The sequence below is a fragment of the Sagittula stellata E-37 genome (assembly GCF_039724765.1).
GTDB lineage: Bacteria > Pseudomonadota > Alphaproteobacteria > Rhodobacterales > Rhodobacteraceae > Sagittula > Sagittula stellata.
The window spans coordinates 3,221,105-3,238,702 of the sequence record NZ_CP155729.1 but is presented as its reverse complement, the minus strand read 5'-3'; the positions used below and the strand labels follow the sequence as shown (position 1 = coordinate 3,238,702).

Annotated in this window: 21 protein-coding genes; 13 read left to right on the top strand and 8 right to left on the bottom strand. The window is 65.4% G+C overall.

The annotated features are described in order from the left end of the window. The first annotated feature begins 22 nt into the window (after positions 1 to 22). The 3 genes from ABFK29_RS15395 (at position 23) to ABFK29_RS15385 (ending at position 2,696) form a co-directional block, all read left to right on the top strand. Positions 23 to 985: an acetate--CoA ligase family protein gene (locus ABFK29_RS15395; protein ID WP_005856388.1), complete on the top strand. Its 963-nt coding sequence runs from the start codon at positions 23 to 25 to the stop codon at positions 983 to 985. 31 nt (positions 986 to 1,016) lie between these two features. Further along, complete coding sequence (locus ABFK29_RS15390; protein WP_040604191.1) at positions 1,017 to 1,928, top strand: 3-keto-5-aminohexanoate cleavage protein; 912 nt, start codon at positions 1,017 to 1,019, stop codon at positions 1,926 to 1,928. Between the two features lie 213 nt (positions 1,929 to 2,141). Next, complete coding sequence (locus tag ABFK29_RS15385) at positions 2,142 to 2,696, top strand: NADPH-dependent FMN reductase (RefSeq protein ID WP_005856385.1); 555 nt, start codon at positions 2,142 to 2,144, stop codon at positions 2,694 to 2,696. A 75-nt stretch (positions 2,697 to 2,771) separates the two neighbouring features. Here ABFK29_RS15385 and metF read toward each other — a convergent pair whose 3' ends face one another. Then, positions 2,772 to 3,638 carry a methylenetetrahydrofolate reductase [NAD(P)H] gene (metF, locus tag ABFK29_RS15380; RefSeq protein WP_005856383.1) on the bottom strand — a complete coding sequence of 289 codons (867 nt, stop codon included), beginning with the start codon at positions 3,636 to 3,638 and terminating at the stop codon, positions 2,772 to 2,774. A 133-nt stretch (positions 3,639 to 3,771) separates the two neighbouring features. Between metF and ABFK29_RS15375 the strand changes: the two genes are divergently transcribed. Then, positions 3,772 to 4,677 carry a LysR family transcriptional regulator gene (locus ABFK29_RS15375; RefSeq protein WP_005856381.1) on the top strand — a complete coding sequence of 302 codons (906 nt, stop codon included), beginning with the start codon at positions 3,772 to 3,774 and terminating at the stop codon, positions 4,675 to 4,677. 19 nt (positions 4,678 to 4,696) lie between these two features. Here the strand turns inward: ABFK29_RS15375 and ABFK29_RS15370 are convergent, their stop codons facing one another. Continuing rightward, on the bottom strand, positions 4,697 to 5,062 hold the full coding sequence (locus ABFK29_RS15370) for a hypothetical protein (RefSeq protein ID WP_005856379.1): 366 nt from the start codon (positions 5,060 to 5,062) through the stop codon (positions 4,697 to 4,699). Between the two features lie 130 nt (positions 5,063 to 5,192). After that, a complete protein-coding gene (locus ABFK29_RS15365; protein WP_005856377.1) occupies positions 5,193 to 5,399 on the bottom strand; it encodes a cold-shock protein in 207 nt (68 codons plus the stop codon). Between the two features lie 252 nt (positions 5,400 to 5,651). Here ABFK29_RS15365 and ABFK29_RS15360 point away from each other — a divergent pair, with 252 nt between their 5' ends. After that, positions 5,652 to 5,966 carry an arsenate reductase family protein gene (locus ABFK29_RS15360; protein WP_005856376.1) on the top strand — a complete coding sequence of 105 codons (315 nt, stop codon included), beginning with the start codon at positions 5,652 to 5,654 and terminating at the stop codon, positions 5,964 to 5,966. 6 nt (positions 5,967 to 5,972) lie between these two features. Here the strand turns inward: ABFK29_RS15360 and ABFK29_RS15355 are convergent, their stop codons facing one another. The 5 genes from ABFK29_RS15355 to thrS all read right to left on the bottom strand — a co-directional run bounded on the left by ABFK29_RS15355 (position 5,973) and on the right by thrS (position 10,756). Beyond that, positions 5,973 to 6,560: a DoxX family protein gene (locus ABFK29_RS15355; protein WP_040604190.1), complete on the bottom strand. Its 588-nt coding sequence runs from the start codon at positions 6,558 to 6,560 to the stop codon at positions 5,973 to 5,975. Next, positions 6,548 to 7,306 (bottom strand): DNA-binding domain-containing protein, encoded by a 759-nt coding sequence (locus ABFK29_RS15350; RefSeq protein ID WP_040604189.1) that lies wholly within the window; start codon positions 7,304 to 7,306, stop codon positions 6,548 to 6,550. Before ABFK29_RS15350 ends, ABFK29_RS15355 begins: the two co-directional genes overlap by 13 nt. Next, the gene (bufB, locus tag ABFK29_RS15345) at positions 7,303 to 8,151 is read right to left on the bottom strand and encodes an MNIO family bufferin maturase (protein ID WP_005856370.1); all 849 of its coding nucleotides are present in this window, start codon (positions 8,149 to 8,151) and stop codon (positions 7,303 to 7,305) included. The genes ABFK29_RS15350 and bufB overlap by 4 nt, the downstream gene beginning before the upstream one ends. Before the next feature lie 73 nt (positions 8,152 to 8,224). Beyond that, positions 8,225 to 8,524, bottom strand: coding sequence for a BufA1 family periplasmic bufferin-type metallophore (locus ABFK29_RS15340; protein ID WP_005856369.1), 300 nt, complete (start codon positions 8,522 to 8,524; stop codon positions 8,225 to 8,227). A 249-nt stretch (positions 8,525 to 8,773) separates the two neighbouring features. Next, positions 8,774 to 10,756: a threonine--tRNA ligase gene (gene thrS, locus ABFK29_RS15335; protein WP_005856368.1), complete on the bottom strand. Its 1,983-nt coding sequence runs from the start codon at positions 10,754 to 10,756 to the stop codon at positions 8,774 to 8,776. A 128-nt stretch (positions 10,757 to 10,884) separates the two neighbouring features. Here thrS and ABFK29_RS15330 point away from each other — a divergent pair, with 128 nt between their 5' ends. The 8 genes from ABFK29_RS15330 (at position 10,885) to ABFK29_RS15295 (ending at position 17,508) form a co-directional block, all read left to right on the top strand. Further along, the gene (locus tag ABFK29_RS15330) at positions 10,885 to 12,132 is read left to right on the top strand and encodes an MFS transporter (protein ID WP_005856367.1); all 1,248 of its coding nucleotides are present in this window, start codon (positions 10,885 to 10,887) and stop codon (positions 12,130 to 12,132) included. Positions 12,133 to 12,164: 32 nt separating this feature from the next. Then, positions 12,165 to 12,836, top strand: coding sequence for a DNA-3-methyladenine glycosylase I (locus tag ABFK29_RS15325; RefSeq protein WP_005856366.1), 672 nt, complete (start codon positions 12,165 to 12,167; stop codon positions 12,834 to 12,836). Between the two features lie 91 nt (positions 12,837 to 12,927). After that, a complete protein-coding gene (locus ABFK29_RS15320) occupies positions 12,928 to 13,668 on the top strand; it encodes an alpha/beta hydrolase (protein WP_005856365.1) in 741 nt (246 codons plus the stop codon). After that, on the top strand, positions 13,665 to 14,279 hold the full coding sequence (locus ABFK29_RS15315) for a histidine phosphatase family protein (RefSeq protein WP_005856363.1): 615 nt from the start codon (positions 13,665 to 13,667) through the stop codon (positions 14,277 to 14,279). Before ABFK29_RS15320 ends, ABFK29_RS15315 begins: the two co-directional genes overlap by 4 nt. Beyond that, complete coding sequence (locus tag ABFK29_RS15310) at positions 14,276 to 15,238, top strand: alpha/beta hydrolase (RefSeq protein ID WP_005856361.1); 963 nt, start codon at positions 14,276 to 14,278, stop codon at positions 15,236 to 15,238. The genes ABFK29_RS15315 and ABFK29_RS15310 overlap by 4 nt, the downstream gene beginning before the upstream one ends. Positions 15,239 to 15,335: 97 nt before the next feature. Beyond that, entirely contained in the window at positions 15,336 to 15,761 is a 426-nt protein-coding gene (locus ABFK29_RS15305; protein WP_005856359.1) for a VOC family protein, read from the top strand. A 73-nt stretch (positions 15,762 to 15,834) separates the two neighbouring features. Then, positions 15,835 to 16,446: a hypothetical protein gene (locus tag ABFK29_RS15300; protein ID WP_005856357.1), complete on the top strand. Its 612-nt coding sequence runs from the start codon at positions 15,835 to 15,837 to the stop codon at positions 16,444 to 16,446. 99 nt (positions 16,447 to 16,545) lie between these two features. After that, a complete protein-coding gene (locus ABFK29_RS15295) occupies positions 16,546 to 17,508 on the top strand; it encodes an ester cyclase (protein ID WP_005856355.1) in 963 nt (320 codons plus the stop codon). The last annotated feature ends 90 nt before the right edge of the window (positions 17,509 to 17,598 follow it).

The following is a 17,598-nucleotide window of genomic DNA, read 5'->3' as shown; positions in this document are numbered from 1 at the left end:
TATCTGGGGAGATGTTCTCGCCATGGCCGCGACTTTCGCGGCGATGATGGTGGGCGACGTGGCGCTCGGGCTGGTGGTGCTGGATTTTCCCCGTGCGGACCGCTGTTCGATGGACGACTGGATGCCGGTTCTCGACGCGGTGGCTGAGGCCCAGGAACGATCGGGAAAACCGGTGGCCGTGCTGGCGACTCTGGTGGAGACGCTGCCCGAAGCGGTGGCGGACGCCTGCCGTGCACGCGGCATCCCGATGCTTTGCGACCTGCCGGCGGCGCTTGATGCCGTGGCGGCGGCGGCCTTTTTCGGTCAGGGAGCGGAGGCCGCGCCGGTCCTGTTGCCTGGCGATGCTGCAAGGGGGGCCGTGATTGGGGCCCGTTTGCTGAAGCGGGGCGGGCGGTCCTTGACGAAGACACGGCCAAGGCGGCTTTGGCGCGCGGGCGTGCGCGTTCCCGCCCGGCGGCAGGTGCCGGTTGCCGAAGCGCCGCAGACTGTGGCCCGGATTGGCCTGCCTGTGGTGGTGGAGGCGGTCGGGCCGGCGCACACGACGGAGGCCGGGGGTGTTGCCCTGAACCTTTGCACGGCAGAGGCAGCGGAAGCTGCGGCCAAGGCCATGGGCACGCCCGACGTGCTGGTCGAGGAGATGATCGAAGGCGCGGTGGCCGAGCTTCTGCTGGGCGTGGTGCGCGACCCGGCGCATGGATTCGTGCTTTCGCTGGGGGCAGGGGGCGTTCTGACCGAGGTCTGGCAGGATACCGTTTCCATGCTGCTGCCGGTGATCGAGACCGAGGTGCGGGACGCATTGACACGCTTGCGTCTGGCGCCTGTGCTGGCAGGGTGGCGCGGTGCGCCGGGGGCAGATGCGGGCGCGATCTGGCAGACGGTGGACGCGGTGCAGACCTTCGTCGCCCTACATGCCTCAGAGATCGCGGACGTCGAGATCAACCCGCTGATGTGCAGGGAAAAGACGCCGTGGCGGTGGATGCGCTGATCCGGCTGAACGACAGGGAAGGACTTTGACGATGCCATTGGAGATGAACAAAGAGGTCTTCGTGACCTGCGCCGTGACCGGGTCGGGTGGCACGCAGGAGCGCAGCCCGCATGTGCCGCGCGCTCCGAAGGACATTGCCGAAAGCGCAATTGCCGCGGCCAAGGCGGGTGCGGCGGTGGTGCATTGCCACGTGCGCGACCCCGACAGCGGCGCGCCGTCGCGCAGGCTGGACCTGTACCGCGAGGTGACCGACCGCATTCGCGACGCCGAGGTCGATGTGGTGCTCAACCTGACGGCGGGCATGGGAGGAGACATGGTCTTCGGTCCGACCTCGTCGCCCTTGCCGCTCATGGACAAGGGCACCGACATGATCGGCGCCGAAGAGCGTGTCGCCCACGTGGCGGCTTGCCTGCCGGAGATCTGCACGCTGGATTGCGGCACGATGAACTTCGCCGAAGCCGATTATGTCATGACCAACACGCCGGGGATGTTGCGCGCGATGGGCGGCATGATGACCGAACTGGGCGTGAAGCCGGAGATCGAAGCCTTCGACACCGGACATTTGTGGTTCGCGAAGCAACTGGTCAAGGAAGGCGTTCTCGATAGCCCGGCGCTGGTGCAGCTGTGCATGGGCGTGCCATGGGGGGCGCCTGATGACCTGAACACCTTCATGGCGATGGTGAACAACGTGCCGGAAGACTGGACCTTCAGTGCCTTCGGTCTGGGGCGGAACCAGATGGCTTATGTCGCGGCGTCCGTGCTGGCGGGGGGCAACGTCCGCGTCGGACTGGAAGACAACCTCTGGCTGGAGAAGGGCGTGCTGGCCACCAACGCTCAACTGGTGGCGAAGGCCGTCGGCATCATCGAGGGTATGGGCGCACGGGTGATCGGCCCGACCGAGGTGCGCGAAAAGCTGGGCCTCGTGAAGCGCGCGCCCAGATAAAAGGGGCGTGGCGCGGGAAGGGGCCATCTGTGCGGCGCGACCGATGGATCAAAACCGCCCCCGGACCTTTCCGTGCCACCCGCGGGCAAACGCGCGCGGTTCCCGGCCCTCCCGCACCGATACTGTTCGCAATTGCCGTAGCGACATTCTCGGCCAGATTCGTACCTTTGCCATGGAACCATCCGATTGGGGTGGCAAAGCAAGGAGACAGACATGTCAGAGACCTACGAGATTGCCATCATCGTCGGCAGCCTGCGCAACGAGTCATGGAACCGCAAGCTGATCGAAGCCATGGCGGCGCTTGCCCCCAAGACGCTGTCGTTCAGGTTCATCGAGATCGGCGACCTGCCGTTCTACAATCAGGACCTCGAAACAGACACACCGCCGACCGCGTGGACGCGTTTTCGCGACGAAATGAAGGGTGTCGACGGCGTGCTGTTCGCGACACCGGAATACAACCGGACGGTTCCAGCCGTGCTGAAGAACGCGATCGACGTGGGCTCGCGCCCCTACGGTGCAAGCGTGTGGAGTGGCAAGCCGGCGGGGATCGTGACCGCCTCCATGGGAGCCACCGGCGGCTTCGGTGCCAACCATCACCTGCGCCAAAGCCTCGTTTTCCTCGACATGCCGACGCTGCAGCAGCCCGAGGCCTACATCGGCAAGGTGCAGGACGTCGTGACCGAAGATGGCGTTGTGGACAGCAGCCGGGATTTCCTGGCGGGTTTCATGTCGGCCTTTGCCAAGCTGGTGGAGATCCACAAGAGCTGACCCTGCGGGCAGCAAAAAGCCCGGCTGGCGCGTGGCCGACCGGGCTGTTTCGATCTTGGCAATGTGCGTTTGGGATCAGGCGACTTCTTCGAGCTTGATCTCAGGCGTCACGCCGAGGGCGAAGCAGACGTCGCGGGTCAGTTCCGGGCGGTTCAGCGTGTAGAAGTGCAGCTTGTCCACGCCGCCACGGATCAGGTCGTCGCACAGTTCGGTGCAAATGGCGGTGGCCAGAAGATCGGTGCGGTTGTCACGCTCGGCCTTCTCGAAGGCGTCGATGACCCAGGCGGGGATCTTGGTGCCACAGGCTTCGGCGAAGCGGCGGGCTCCCTTCCAGTTCTCGATCGGCAGGATGCCCGGGGTGACGTACTTGTCGATGCCAGCCTTGGCGCAGGCGTCGCGGAAGCGGAAGAAGGTGTCCGCCTCGAAGAAGAACTGCGTCAGGGCCTCGGACGCACCGGCATCCAGCTTGCGCTTCAACCAGTCGATGTCTGCCTGGCCGCTCGCGGCCTCGGGGTGGATGTCGGGATAGGCACCGACACGGATGGTGAAGTCGCCCTCGTCGGCCAGCGCCTCGATCAGTTCGACGGAGTTGGCGAAGCCTTCGGGGTGCGGTTCGAACCCGGCGGAGCCCTTCGGCGGATCGCCCCGCAGCGCCACGATGTCGCTGACGCCGACCTTGGCAAAGTCGCGGGCCACCTGCAGCGTCTCTTCCCTGGTGGCGTCCACGCAGGTCAGGTGCGCCGCGGTGCGCAGGCCGGAATGCTTGTGGATGGTGGCCACGACGTCGCGGGTCAGATCGCGGGTGGTGCCACCGGCACCATAGGTCACCGACACGAAGCGCGGCTTGAGCGGGGCCAGCACCTGAACGGAGTCCCAAAGGCGGAAGGTGCCTTCGATATTCTTGGGCGGGAAGAATTCGAGGCTGATGTCGGGGCGGGTCATGGTAACTGTCTCTCTCGATTTCGGGCGCGGGTCGTTTGCGACGCATCGCGTTGTGTTTCCGTCTTGCCCTTTACATGGCATGCGAACCATGGTGAGGCAAACTCATAAATCTCATCTACAACATGAGGCGCACATGCATATCGAGTTTCGCCACCTCCGGACGATCCGGGCCATCCACGAGGCGGGCGGCGTCGCGAAGGCGGCGGATCAGCTCAACATCACCCAGTCGGCGCTCAGCCATCAGATCAAGGGTCTGGAGGACCAGGCAGGGGTGGAGCTGTTCGTGCGCCGGTCGAAACCCATGCGCTTGTCGGCGGCGGGGCTGCGGCTGCTCAGGCTGGCCGAACAGGTCCTGCCCCAGGTCGAGGCGCTGCAAGAGGAGTTCGCCGGACTGCGCGCGGGCAAGACCGGCCGGATGCACATCGCCATCGAATGTCACGCCTGTTTCGAATGGCTGTTCCCGGTGCTCGAAGGCTTTCGCAAGAAGTTCGGCGACGTCGACGTGGACATTCGCCCCGGGCTGGCCTTCGACGCCTTGCCCGCGCTGATGAAGCAGGACGTGGACGTGGTGATTTCATCCGATCCGGAGGATCTGCCTGGTGTCGAATTCGTGCCGCTGTTCGATTATGCGCCGGTCTTCGTTGCATCGGCCTCGCATCCCTTGGCGGTGAAGCCCTACGTGGAGGCGGAGGACTTCCGGGGCCAGACGCTGATCACCTATCCTGTCGACCGGGCGCGGCTGGACATCTTCAGCCAACTCCTGACACCGGCCAAAGTCGAACCGGCGGCGATTCGGCAGGTGGAACTGACGGCGGTGATCCTGCTGCTGGTCGCATCGAACCGCGGTGTTTCGGTGCTGCCGGATTGGGTGGTGCGCGAGGTGAAGTACTCCTCCGACTACGTGACGCGCCCGCTGACGGAGAAGGGGCTGACGCGCCGGCTGTTTGCGGCGGTGCGCAGCGAGGATCTGGAAAAGCCGTTCATGAAGGAACTGATATCGCTCGCGGGCCGGGAAGCGCGACGCCTCCAGGAAGCATAGCGTTCAAGGCCCCGGAAAGTCAGGTACAGGCGTCCCTGGCCTGGCCGACCGCGAGTTCCCAGTCGTCGGCATAATGCCAGCCCGAGACACGCGGGTTGCGGTTGGCCAGGACCTGGTGCGCCTTTCCCGCGAAGCAGGCGCAGTCCACACCGCTCAACGTTTCGCGGCAGTAGGCACCGGGATCGACGAGCCGCCTTTTGCCCTTGGCATCCCTTGCCTCGATGAAGGGGGTGTCGTGATCGAGCGGTCTGTACTGCTGGAATTCGGGAAAGGTGGCCGCGTCGGGTTGGGTCAGGGGCGGTATGAACTGCGCACCCACGACAAGCGCGCCGGTGGCAACGACCGTGATAGCGATGGCGATGGCGTTGGTTCCAATGACGGACATGGTGTACGCTCCTCAGCCGGACAAGCGTAGCTCTCATGCCCGGACAGGACAAAACCTATCGGTCATCGTGGTTTGCGTAGTGTAAATCCCGTCAGGCCAACCGATAGGCCCGTCGGCGGCTGTGCGGCGTTCAGATGACCTTGAGATCGGACGCCATCGTGCGTCCGTCGCGGCCTTCCCGAAGCTCGTAGCTGACTTTCTGGTTGTCGGCGAGGCCGGTCAGACCCGACCGCTCGACGGCTGAAATATGTACGAAAACGTCCTTGCCGCCTTCTTCGGGTGCAATAAACCCGTAACCTTTGGTCGTATTGAACCATTTCACGGTGCCATTCGGCATTGTTCCCGTGCTCCTTATCATCGTCCATAGTATGGCCCGCGCACTGGCGAAGCCGCCCCTTGCGCAGCTGCCGCCTTTGTCCGTTTCTGGGCACGAACGGTGATCTGTCCCGGCAAAGGTACATGCTGCGACACCATTTTAGGATAGCGCCGTTTGCAAAAATGCAAGGGAAACGGGCTCGTGTTTCATGGGCGCGGCGGTTATTTGAACTTTGCTAACGAAATGTGGGCAACTGCGACAAAAGGAGGCGACATGCGCATCTACGGTCTGAAGAACTGCGACACGTGCCGGGCGGCACGGAAGGCGCTTCCCGATGCGGAGTTCGTGGATGTCCGGGAAACCGGTGTGCTGCCCGACGTGATGGAGGCGGCGCTTGCGCAGTTCGGGGACAAGCTCGTGAACACCCGCTCGACCACGTGGCGCGGCCTGTCGGAGGAGGAACGCGCGGAAGCTCCACTGGATCTTCTGGCCGCGCATCCCGCGTTGATGAAGCGTCCGTTGATCGTAAACGAGGACAGTATGTGGCTCGGCTGGGATGCGAAGACGCGCAGCGCCTTGGGGCTTTGAAGGCGATCAGGCCGGGTAGCCTGTTGGATGGGCGGCCTGGGGCGCTTCCAGCCCGGAGAGGCGGTCTAGCGACAGGTCCCCGGCGCCGCGCAACACCAGCAGGGCAAACAGCATGATCCACAACGTGCGCTCGTCGATCAGGTCGTAGCGCGCGTCGAACAGGCGCCCCGGATCGGCGCCGTGACCCAGCACGTCGGTCGCGGTCTGGACGATCACGAAGCCGATCATGCCGAGGGCAGAGAGCCGGGTCAGCAGCCCCACGACGATCAGCAGAGGCAGGATGAACTCGGCCAATGTGCCCGCGTAGGCGATGAGGTCGTGCAGCACCGAGAGTTTCGACGGATCGTAACCCGCCGCTTCGAACTGCTTTGGGAACATCTGGGCATAAACGCCCGATTCCAACGTCAGTACATCGAAGATCCCTTCTGCGCCTTGTCGGTCGAACACCTTCGTTCCGGCGGATTTCCAGAAATAGCCCAGCAACGTGGCCGCGAAGACCGCGCGCAGCAACAGCGGTATCAAAGGACCGGACAGGCGGTCGAGGCGGCGGGAAAGACCTGCATGAGCGGTGGTAAAACGGTTTAGAAGGGGCATGGGACGGCGTCCTCGCAGCTAAGATCGGTGACCGCGCCTTCGGTCAGAAGCAGTGTCAACGTGGCTGGAAGGTCGAAGGCGTCACCCGCTGCCTCCATCGCCGCGCCGAAAGGCTGTCCTTGCATCAGCGCGCTGACAAAGGCGCCGCCTCCGGGTGGCAAGGCGTGGATCCGGGGGGTGAAGCCTGGGCGGACGATAAGCGCGTCCTGGGCGATTGGACTGGGCTTTGGTTGACCACGTGACATGGTGAAATCGTAGACCTGAACCACCGGCCAGCGTGACCGGATCAGACGTACGGAGGGGGCAAGCGTCAGATGGGAGCCGAAAAGCGTCGTTTCCTGCATGTTCTGCAGGTCGGACGGGTCGATTGGTGTATGATCGGCGGCGTGGTAGCTTTGCCGCAGCGCCAGTTCCAGCCGCGCCACATCCGGCAAGTAACCTAGGTGGGACAGTGGCTTGAAGGCCGCCAGAAACCCGGCGAACGCCCCTCCATAAGTCATCATCATGGGCGATGCGGGCGGATGGGCACGCAGATACACCCCGGCGACATGCGCGAAGTTCTCTTCGCCGATCAGGCGGGCGCATGCGGGAAAACCCGTCGCCAGGGCCTCGCGCAGCGAGACGGCGATGTTATTCCGGTAGACGTCGTAGCGCCGTCCGGCCGGGCGACCAAGCCCGTCGGTCAGTCCTTCCGGTCTGGGGAGGCCAGGGTCGAGCAAAGGGGCTTGAAAGGCGGTTTGGGTCATACCGCCACCTGCTCGATGGCTTGGTTGACGCGTGCTGCCTCCGCCGCCAGCACGGGCCAGTCGGGGATGTCGGTGTCCCATTCGACCAGCACGGGCCTCGGGCCGGATCGCTGCAACGTCACGTCCAACAGAGCCCAGACCGGATCGGCGACCGGTGTGCCGTGGCTGTCGATCAGCAGAACCGCGCCGTGGTCGTCCGTGTCGCTGTCGTGTCCCGCGACATGGATCTCGCCCACCGCCTCAAGGGGGAAGCGCGCGATGTAGTCCTGCGGCGCATAGCCGAGATTGGTTGCCGACACGAAGACGTTGTTCACGTCCAGCAGCAGCTGGCACCCGGTGCGACGGGCGATTTCACCGAGAAAGGCGGGTTCTTCCCATGTGCTTTCGCGGAAAGCGAGATAGGAGGACGGATTTTCCAGCAGCATCTGCCGCCCGAGCGTCTCCTGCACCTCGTCGATGTGACGGCACACGCGGGCCAGCGTTGCATCGGTGTAGGGCAGGGGCAGCAGATCGTTCAGGAAAGCGCCGTCGTGGGTCGACCAGGCAAGATGTTCGGAGAAACTGGCGGGGTCGAGCCAGCTTAGCAGATGCTTCAGGCGCGCAAGGTGGTCTCGGTTCAGCGGGCCCTCGCTGCCGATGGACAGTCCGACGCCATGTACCGAAATAGGGAAACGTTCGGCCAGGACGCGCAGCTGCGCCAACGGCCGTCCGCCGTCCCCCATGTAATTTTCGGCGTGGATTTCCAGCCAGCCAACGGGCGCGGGATCGGCGAGAAGGTCGGCGTAGTGCTGCGGCTTGTAGCCGACACCGGGCCGGGCGGGCAGGGAGCGGGGCGTATCGAACATGGCGGCTTTCCGGGATTGGGGCGGGCCGGGATTGGGGCGGGCCGGGGGGCAAGTCCCGGCCCGCGGGACAGGATCAGGCCTCGGGGAGGTCCCGCTCCAGCGGTTCGAGCGAGCCCATGCGCGCCATCCCGTCCATGCCTGCCGGCAGGTCGATGTCCATGCAGGTGCCCGCCTCGACCAGCGTCCAAGCGTTGCCCTGGTAATCGACCTTGGAGGTGCCGGCGCAGGTCGTGCCGGGGCCTGCCGCGCAGTCGTTTTCGCCGGCGAGGGACACGCCGTAGCATTTTTCCTGCTCCTGTGCGGCCACGCCGGTGGCGGCGAGTGAAGCAGCGATGGCACCCACAATGGCTGCGGTCTTCAGGGTGGTGGACATGTCGTTTCCTTTCGTCAGACAGTGATCGGTTGTTTGCTTGACCGTGTTCCGGCTGTCCTGCCGGTCGGTGTCTCAAACCTGACGCGACGGCTCGACCGGGACCATTCACGCAGCCGTGCTTCACGCCCGTGTCAGCTTGCGTCATGGCCGTGTGACCCTTTGCGACCGCAGAAACCGAATGAAATCAGGGAAACTAAAAAGGGCCCCGAAACAATCGGAGCCCTTTACGTTTTCAGTTCGTTGGTAATGTTACAGCTGATCGGGCGGCGTTGCGCTGCGCGAGAGTTCGCTCACGATATCCGTCAGCGATGTTACAGAGGTTTGCTTCTCGCCAAGGCGGCGAACAGTGACCGTCCGCTCCTCGACCTCGCGGTGGCCGATGGCGAGGATGACCGGAACCTTGCCCACAGAATGTTCGCGGACCTTGTAGTTGATCTTTTCGTTCCGGATGTCGGCCTCGGCGCGCACGCCCGCCTTGCGCAGCAGTTCCGTCACTTCCTGCACGTAGTCGTCCGCCTCAGAGGTGATGGAGGCTACGACAACCTGGCGTGGGGCCAGCCAGAACGGCAGCTTGCCCGCGTGTTCCTCGATCAGGATGCCGACGAAGCGTTCGAAAGAGCCAAGCGTCGCCCGGTGCAGCATGAAGGGCCGCGTCTTGTCGCCGTTGGGCGCGATGTAGGAGGCCCCCAGCCGCTCTGGCAGGTTGGGATCGACCTGGAAGGTGCCGCATTGCCAGACCCGGCCGATCGCGTCGGTCAGGTAGAAGTCCAGCTTCGGTCCATAAAAGGCGCCGTCGCCGGGTTCCAGCGTGTAGGTGCGCCCCGTTTTCCGGATCGCCTCTTCCAGAGCGTTTTCGACGTAGTCCCAGGATTCCTCGGTGCCGACGCGCTTTTCGGGGCGGGTGGCGAACTTGATCTCGAAGGTCGGGAAACCCAGCTCGCGGTAGATGTCGGCCAGGAACTCGATGAAGCGCGCGCACTCCGCCTCGATCTGGTCCTCGGTGCAGAAGATATGCGCATCGTCCTGGGTGAAGCCGCGCACCCGCATGATCCCGTGAAGCGCACCCGACGGTTCGTACCGCGCGCAGGACCCGAACTCCGCCAGACGCAGCGGCAGGTCGCGGTAGGACTTGAGGCCCTGGTTGAACACCTGCACGTGACACGGGCAGTTCATCGGCTTCAGCGCGTTGATGCGCGTCTGTTCCTTGTTCTTCGCCGTGGCGTCGTCATGCTCGCCGTCGCGGCTCTCGTCGACCTCGACGATGAACATGTGGTGCTGGTATTTTTCCCAGTGGCCGGAGGCTTCCCACAGTTTGCGGTCGACCACCTGCGGGGTGTTGATCTCTTGATACCCACCGGCGCGCTGCTTGCGTCGCATGTATTCCTGCAGCGTGGTGTAGATCGTCCAGCCGTTCGGATGCCAGAAGACCTGGCCCGGCGCCTCTTCCTGCATGTGGAACAGGTCCATCTCGCGGCCCAGCTTGCGGTGGTCGCGCTTGGCGGCCTCCTCCAGCATGTTGAGGTGCTTCTTCAGGTCGTCGCGGTTCTTGAAGGCCACACCGTAGATCCGCTGGAGCATCTGCCGCTTGCTGTCGCCGCGCCAGTAGGCGCCGGCCACGCTCATCAACTTGAACGCGTCGCCGGGAACCTGCCCGGTGTTCTGGAGGTGCGGCCCGCGGCAGAGATCCTGCCAGTCGCCGTGCCAGTACATGCGGATCGGCTGGCCGTCGTCGGGGATCGCGTTGACCAGCTCGACCTTGTAGTTCTCGCCGGTCTTCTCGTAATGGGCGATGGCATCGGCGCGCGACCAGACCTCCGTCCGGACGGGATCGCGGGCGTTGATGATCTCCTTCATCTTCTTCTCGATGAGGCCGAGATCTTCGGGCGTGAAGGGTTCTGCGCGGTCGAAGTCGTAGTACCAGCCATGTTCGATGACGGGGCCGATGGTGACCTTAACGTCGGGCCAGATCTCCTGCACGGCGCGCGCCATGATATGCGCGAGGTCGTGGCGGATCAGTTCGAGCGCGGGACCGTCGTCGGCCAGCGTGTTGATCGCGATGGCGGCGTCGGTCTCGATTGGCCACTGCAGATCGTAGTGCGCGCCGTCCACCTGAGCGGAGATCGCTTTCTTGCCAAGGGATTTGGAAATGGAGGCTGCCACTTCGGCTGGCGTCACGCCCTTGTCGAAGCTACGTTGCGTGCCATCTGGGAAAGTCAGGGAAATCTGGGCCATCGGCCATGTCTCCTCGTCGGTTTGGCGCCCACGGAACGCCCGGTTGCGGGTTATGTCGTGCGCACTCCTTGCCGCTGGCGGAGAGGGCTGTCAACCGCAGACGCGTACCCAAGAAGGACGGAAGGCACATGAGCCACAGCACAACCGGGGTGTACAAGAGGTTGACAGGCGCCAAGGACGCGCCCGACAGCGAAAGCCGCAACGGGCTGAGGCACATGTTCAGCCTCAGCATGACGAAGATCGCGGACGGCCTGATCGACCCGAAACTGGTGCTGAGCTGGCTGGCGGGAAGTCTCGGGGTTCCGGCGGCGATCACTGGAGCCTTCGTCCCGATCCGCGAGGCCGGTGCGCTTTTGCCGCAGATCGTCATGGCGGGCCGGGTGGAGGCGATGCACCACCGAAAATGGGCCTGGGTCGCCGGATCGGTCGGGCAGGGCGCCATGGCGGCAGCGATTGCGCTGGCGGCGCTGTTTTTGGACGGCATGGCGGCCGGCCTGGCAATCGCGGGGGCGCTGGTGGTGTTGGCGGTCAGCCGGGCCCTTTGTTCGGTCAGCTACAAGGACATCCTCGGCAAGACCGTCCCCAAGACCCGCCGCGGTGCCGTGACGGGCGTTGCGGGTTCTGCGGCCTCGCTGGCGGTATTGACCTTCGCGGCACTCCTGATCTTCGGCGTGGGACAGCAGGCGACGCCGGTGATTATCGCCATCGCGCTGGCCGCCGTGCTTTGGCTCGGGGCGGCGGCGTTGTTTTCGTCGCTGGAGGAAAAGCCGTCGGAGGAAACCGGGCCGGGCCGGGCCATCAACCTTGCGCCGCTGAAGGAAGATCCGCAGTTCCGCCGCTTCATCGCGACGCGGGGCGCCTTGACGGTGACGGCCTTGGCACCGCCGTATTTCGTACTGCTGGGCGGCGGGCAGGAGGCCTTGCACGGCTTGGGCGCGCTGCTTCTGGCGTCTTCCGCCGCATCGTTTGTGTCCAGCTACGTCTGGGGGCGGCTTGCGGACCGGTCATCGCGATGGGTGCTGGCGCTGTCGGGCTTCGTCGCGGCGGTCTTCATGGCGCTGGCTGTTGGCGCGGAATTTGCGGGCCTGACGAAGACCGTCTGGGTCGTGCCACTGGTGTTGTTCGGGCTGATGGTCGCCTATCATGGCGTGCGGCAGGGGCGATCAACTTACCTTGTCGACATGGCGCCCGAGGACGCACGGTCGTCCTATTCGGCGCTGGCCAACACGCTGATCGGGACGCTCTTGCTGATCGTCGGCGCGCTTGGCGGGGCGCTGGCCGCGCTCGGGCCGCAGGTGGCGCTGGCGGGCTTTGCACTGCTGTCGTTTTGTGGCGGTATGCTGGCGCTGGGACTTGACGAGGTAGAGCGCACCTGAGTTTCCTGTTCCGGTCGTTCGGCGGGGGTTCCATGCGCACATTCGAGGACATTCTGGATATCGCGGCAGAGCGGAAGGGCGGGCGCGAAGCCGTCCTCGCCGATATGCCGGAGGTGAAATCGGCCGATGCGCTGGCGGCGACCCCGGATGACCGCTGGCTTGCGCGCATGGCGCAGGGCATCTTCAGCGCCGGGCTGAACTGGAAGGTGGTCGAGAACAAATGGCCCGGCATCGAGGACGCGTTTCACGGCTTCGACACCGCCCGCGTGGCCCACATGTCCGAGGACTGGTTCGACGAACTGATTGCAGACACCCGCATCGTGCGCAGCCCGCCCAAGGTCCGCGCCATCCAGCAGAACGCGGTGATGATCCGCGAGATCGCCGAACGTCACGGCTCTTTCGGGCGGTTCGTGGGCGACTGGCCAACGGAGGATTTCGCCGGCCTCCTGCAGTGGTTGAAGAAGGACGGATCGCGGCTGGGCGGTTCGGGCGGCGCCTATATGCTGCGGATGATGGGGCGCGACAGCTACATCCTGTCCAGCTCGGTCGTGGCACGGCTGCGTGCCGAGGGCGTTGTCGACAAGGCGCCGTCCTCGAAAAAGGCGTGGGCCGCGGTGCAGGAGGCCTTCAACACATGGCGGCAGGACAGCGGTGAAAGTCTGACCGTCATCTCGCGCGTGCTGGCGCAGAGCATCGACGGCTGACCGCCGCTTCGTGGAGCGGGCCGGGAAGAGAGACGGGCTTGGCTCCGGCCGTGGGATTGCTAGAGTCCGCGGCAACGCAGAGGAGGCAGTATTGGCAGAGATTTCCCACGTCACGGGGCCGCGCGGCGACGCGCTGGCCTATGCGAAGACCGAAGGCACGGGGCCGTGCATCGTGTTCCTGTCGGGCTACCGGTCGGACATGGAAGGCACGAAGGCCATACATCTCGAAACCTGGGCGAAGGCGCGGGGAAGGGCCTTCCTGCGGTTGGACTACGCGGGCCATGGTGCGTCGGGCGGAGTGTTCGAGGACGGCTGTATCGGCGATTGGGCGGCGGACGCCGAAGCGGTGATCCGGCACGCAGCACCGGGGCCGGTTCTGCTGGTGGGCTCGTCGATGGGCGGCTGGATCGGTTGTCTGCTCACCCAGCGACTGCCTGAGGTCGCCGGGTTTGTCGGTATCGCCGCCGCGCCGGATTTCACCGAGGACGGCTTTTGGGCCGGCTTTTCGGAGGACGAGCGGCGGCAGGTGATGGAGGAGGGGCAACTCCTGATGCCGTCCGCCTACGAGGACCCGTACATCGTGACGAAAAAGCTGATCGAGGACGGGCGGCGCAACCTCGTTCTGCGCGCGCCGCTGCCGATGCCCTGGCCTGTGCGGCTGCTGCAGGGAACGGAAGACGAGGCGGTCCCGCGCCAATCGGCTTTGTCCCTGCTCGACCACATCGAGAGCGACGACCTGCGGCTGACCTTCGTGAAAGGCGCCGACCATCGCTTTTCCTCTCCCGCCTGCATTGCGCTGATCGAGGCGGCCATCACCGAGGTCGGACATTGAGGCGGCTCTATTGCATCACCCATGCCGACGTGGTGATCGACCCGGATGTGCCGGTGCCCGACTGGCGATTGTCCGCGCGCGGCAAGGCGCGGCACGAGGACTTTGCCCGTCGCTGCCCGCCCGTGTCATCCGTTTTCAGTTCGATGGAGCGCAAGGCCCGCGAAGGGGCCGCGATCCTTGCTGAAGATCGTGGGCTGGTGCACCGCGAGGTGCTGAGCCTGGCCGAGAATGACCGGTCCGCCACCGGCTACCTGCCGGGACCGGAGTTCGAGACGATGGCCGATGCCTTTTTTGCCAATCCGAGAGACAGCGTTCGCGGTTGGGAACGGGCGATCGACGCGCAGTACCGTATTGTGGCGACCCTGAAGCGGGTGGTGTCCGAGGCACCCGATGGGGACATCGCCGTGGTCGCCCACGGCGGGATTGGCGCGCTACTCCGGGCACATCTTACGGGGAGCGAAATCGACCGCTCCCACGATCAGCCGCGCGGCGCCGGCGGGCATGTGCTGGTCGTCGGGCTGCCTGCCTCTGGTGACGCGGACGGCGGCGCGTGGCGGCTTTTGGATGGCTGGATCTCCATCGACAGTTTCGCCGTGGGGGCCGACGCATGATCTGGGCTTTGCTGGCAGTGGCGGCGGGGATGGGGCTTTGGCTCGCATTGCGGCCACCGCGTGTGCCGGAGGCTGCTTTCGATCCGGCCCGTCTGGAGGGCGGCGTCGACGCCTACCTTGCGGCCCGGGAGGCGCAGTTTCCGGACATCCGTCCGGGCTTGCAGAAACAGGTGATCTGGGCGGGTGAACCCGGTGTGCAAACCGACTGGGCGGTGGTCTACGTGCACGGTTTCTCGGCTTCGCTGGGGGAGATCCGCCCGGTGCCGGAGCGTGTGGCCGCCGACCTGGGCGCGAACCTCGTCCTGACCCGTCTCGAAGGCCACGGAAGGAGCGGCGCCGCCATGGGCGAGGCGACGTTGGCGGGATGGACGGAGGACGTGGCTGAGGCGCTGGTCATCGCGCGGGCGGTGGGGCGGCGGACGCTGGTGATCTCCACCTCGACCGGCTGCACGCTGACCGCGCTGGCACTGTACGGGCGCGCGGCAAACGGCGTCGCCGGCACGATCTTCGTCGCGCCGAATTTCCGGCTGCGCGGTCGGAAGACGGGCGTGGTGACGTGGCCCGGCGCGCGGGTATGGCTGCCGCTTCTGATTGGGCGGGAGCGTGGGTTCACCCCGGCAAACGCGGACCACGCACATTTCTGGACCAGCAGGTATCCGTCCGTGGCGCTTCTGCCGATGGGCAAGGCCGTCCGTGCCCTGGCGGCCCGCGACCCCGGCCTTCTGAAGACGCCCGCGCTTTTTGTCTTCGACGACCGCGATGCGCTGGTCGATCATGCCCGCACGCGGGAGGTGGCGGACCGGTGGGGCGGTCCGAGCGAGATCTTCGCGGTCGAGACCGGCCCCAACGACGATCCCGGGCACCACGTCATCGCAGGCGACACGATGTCGCCGGGTATGACGGAAACCGTGGCCGCCAAGATGATCGCCTGGGCGCGCGGGCTGGATGTGACCTCCTGACGCAAACTGTCAGCACCTTCGGGTTACGTCTGTGCGATGACCAGAAGGAGGCGGCGCATAGCCCCGCCCTACGAACCGTCTATGAAGGAGGATATGAATGGAGCAGCGCATCAGTCTGGTGACCCTTGGGTGCCGGGACGTGGAGCGGCTGACGGCGTTTTACGAGACGCTCGGCTGGCAAAGGGCGGACAGCCCGGACGCGATCGTGGTGTTCGACCTGATCGGCCAGTCCATCGGACTGTATCCGTTGGCCGACCTGGCAAGGGACATGGGCGTGCCGGAGGAGCGGCTCGGGTCCGGCGCGGCGACCTACGCCTATAATGTAAGGGAGAAAAGCGAGGTGGCAGAGGTCATCGACGCGGCCCGCGCCGCCGGGGCGGAGATCCTGAAAGAGGCGCACGACGTGTTTTGGGGCGGTCACATCGGCTACTTCGCCGATCCGGAAGGGCACGTCTGGGAAGTGGCCTGGAACCCGGGCGCACCTCTGGGACCGGACGGGGCTTTCCGCTGGGCGGGCTATTGAAGGTGCCGGTGCGTCTGCCCCCGCCGGATATGGGCGGGCAGGGCCCTGGCAGGGCATGAGATCGCCCCGCAGCATGTGGTCGTTGGAGACGCTGGGGCGGGAACCCCTGTCGGCGCATTTCTGGATGCGCGAGTTTCTCTATTCGGAGATCGGCAATTTCCACGCGGTGCCGAACATCCCCGACAATCCTGACCTGGCCCTTGAACGGGGCCGGGCCTTTGCCACGGCCCTGCTCGACCCCCTGGAAGAGACGTTCGGGCGCATCTTCGTCCGGTCCGGTTTCCGGTCTGCCGCGCTCAATGGCTACGGGAACGCCAACAAGCTGAACTGCGCGCGCAACGACAATCCGCTGGAGTGCCACATCTGGGACCTCCCGGATGTCGCCGTCTCGGGTGCCACCGTCGTGATCCCGTGGTTTGCACGGCGCTACGAGGCCGGGCGCGACTGGCGGGATCTGGCGTGGTGGCTGCACGACCATCTGCCCTATTCGGAGATCTGGTTCTTTCCCAAGCTCTGCGCCTTCAACCTGGTGTGGCGTCCGGACCCTGTGAGGCGGATCGACAGCTACATCGCACCGAAGGGGACGCTTCTGAAGGCAGGAGCGGAGCCGGGGGAGGATTTGGAAACCCGGGCTGCACGCTACGAGGACTTCCCGCCGTTCAGGGGTATCGCCTTGCCCGTCTGAGACTCGGCGGCGGGCCGATCCCCAAAGGCGGTTTACCAAAGCTTTAGGACGAATCTGCGAGACCTGTCGGTTGAAGATCCGTGCAGAGAGAACTTCGACATGATGGGATTCGATCCCCGGTTCCGTGACTTCCCCGACTACCTGCGTGCGGCGGGCCGCGAGATCTGGGAAGGCCGCACGCTTGGAGCGGGGCTCGCGACCTTCTACCATCCGGCGATCGTCCAGCGTGACGCGCGCGGTGTCCTGCAGGGGACCGACGCGCTGTGGGCGTCCGGTCTGGCGGAACTCCACGCCATGCCCGACCGGCGCCTGCTGACCGAGGACGTGATCTGTAGCGGTTCGGACAAGCGTGGGATGCTGGGCTCGACGCGGATGGTCGCAATGGGCAGGCACATCGGCGATGGACCGTGGGGGCCTGCAAGCGGTGCCCGGTTGCGCTATCGAGTCATGGCCGATCATTTCGCCAAGGCCGGGCGCATCAGCGACGAATGGCAGGTGGTCGACACCGCGGCTTTGCTGTCGCAGGCCGGACAGGACGTGAAGACCTGGGCACGCGACCGGCTGGACCGCGCCGACACGCCAGAGCCGGTCTTTTGTCCGGAGGTCGATGTTCAAGGGCCCTACACGGGTCGCGGCAACGACGACAGCTGGGGTTTGGCACTGGAGAACGTGCTGGAGCGGTTGATGGCCGGGCACCTGTCCGTCGTTCCGGATCAATACGATCCCGCCTGCGGCCTGTCCTATCCCGGCGGGCAGGAACTGCGGGGGCACGTCGCGGCAGAGCGGTTCTGGCTGGGGCTGCGGCAGGCGTTTCCGTCGGCCGCCTTCGCGGTGCACCATCGCATCGGGGAGGAGACGCCGATGCTGCCGCCGCGCGCCGCGCTGCGCTGGTCGCTGACCGGGCGGCACGACGGTTGGGGCGCGTTCGGACCGCCGACCGGCGCGACAGTCCATGTCATGGGCATCAGCCACGCGGAATTCGGACCGGAAGGGTTGCGCCGCGAATGGACGCTGTACGACAGCGCGGCGATCTGGATGCAGATCCTCGCCGCGGAAGGCTAAGCGGGTCTAGGGTGGGGTCGGGCCAGGCGGTCGATCTGAAGCATCAGGGCACGGCGACAGGTAGGTCGATCGTTTCGGTATCAGACTTGG

Excerpts from the sequence above, each read along its gene's own strand:
- ABFK29_RS15395 (WP_005856388.1), top strand. The coding sequence starts at position 23 with ATGGCCGCGACTTTCGCGGCGATGATGGTGGGCGACGTGGCGCTCGGG.
- ABFK29_RS15390 (WP_040604191.1), top strand. The coding sequence starts at position 1,017 with ATGCCATTGGAGATGAACAAAGAGGTCTTCGTGACCTGCGCCGTGACC.
- ABFK29_RS15385 (WP_005856385.1), top strand. The coding sequence starts at position 2,142 with ATGTCAGAGACCTACGAGATTGCCATCATCGTCGGCAGCCTGCGCAAC.
- metF (WP_005856383.1), bottom strand. The coding sequence starts at position 3,638 with ATGACCCGCCCCGACATCAGCCTCGAATTCTTCCCGCCCAAGAATATC.
- ABFK29_RS15375 (WP_005856381.1), top strand. The coding sequence starts at position 3,772 with ATGCATATCGAGTTTCGCCACCTCCGGACGATCCGGGCCATCCACGAG.
- ABFK29_RS15370 (WP_005856379.1), bottom strand. The coding sequence starts at position 5,062 with ATGTCCGTCATTGGAACCAACGCCATCGCCATCGCTATCACGGTCGTT.
- ABFK29_RS15365 (WP_005856377.1), bottom strand. The coding sequence starts at position 5,399 with ATGCCGAATGGCACCGTGAAATGGTTCAATACGACCAAAGGTTACGGG.
- ABFK29_RS15360 (WP_005856376.1), top strand. The coding sequence starts at position 5,652 with ATGCGCATCTACGGTCTGAAGAACTGCGACACGTGCCGGGCGGCACGG.
- ABFK29_RS15355 (WP_040604190.1), bottom strand. The coding sequence starts at position 6,560 with ATGCCCCTTCTAAACCGTTTTACCACCGCTCATGCAGGTCTTTCCCGC.
- ABFK29_RS15350 (WP_040604189.1), bottom strand. The coding sequence starts at position 7,306 with ATGACCCAAACCGCCTTTCAAGCCCCTTTGCTCGACCCTGGCCTCCCC.
- bufB (WP_005856370.1), bottom strand. The coding sequence starts at position 8,151 with ATGTTCGATACGCCCCGCTCCCTGCCCGCCCGGCCCGGTGTCGGCTAC.
- ABFK29_RS15340 (WP_005856369.1), bottom strand. The coding sequence starts at position 8,524 with ATGTCCACCACCCTGAAGACCGCAGCCATTGTGGGTGCCATCGCTGCT.
- thrS (WP_005856368.1), bottom strand. The coding sequence starts at position 10,756 with ATGGCCCAGATTTCCCTGACTTTCCCAGATGGCACGCAACGTAGCTTC.
- ABFK29_RS15330 (WP_005856367.1), top strand. The coding sequence starts at position 10,885 with ATGAGCCACAGCACAACCGGGGTGTACAAGAGGTTGACAGGCGCCAAG.
- ABFK29_RS15325 (WP_005856366.1), top strand. The coding sequence starts at position 12,165 with ATGCGCACATTCGAGGACATTCTGGATATCGCGGCAGAGCGGAAGGGC.
- ABFK29_RS15310 (WP_005856361.1), top strand. The coding sequence starts at position 14,276 with ATGATCTGGGCTTTGCTGGCAGTGGCGGCGGGGATGGGGCTTTGGCTC.
- ABFK29_RS15305 (WP_005856359.1), top strand. The coding sequence starts at position 15,336 with ATGGAGCAGCGCATCAGTCTGGTGACCCTTGGGTGCCGGGACGTGGAG.
- ABFK29_RS15300 (WP_005856357.1), top strand. The coding sequence starts at position 15,835 with ATGTGGTCGTTGGAGACGCTGGGGCGGGAACCCCTGTCGGCGCATTTC.
- ABFK29_RS15295 (WP_005856355.1), top strand. The coding sequence starts at position 16,546 with ATGATGGGATTCGATCCCCGGTTCCGTGACTTCCCCGACTACCTGCGT.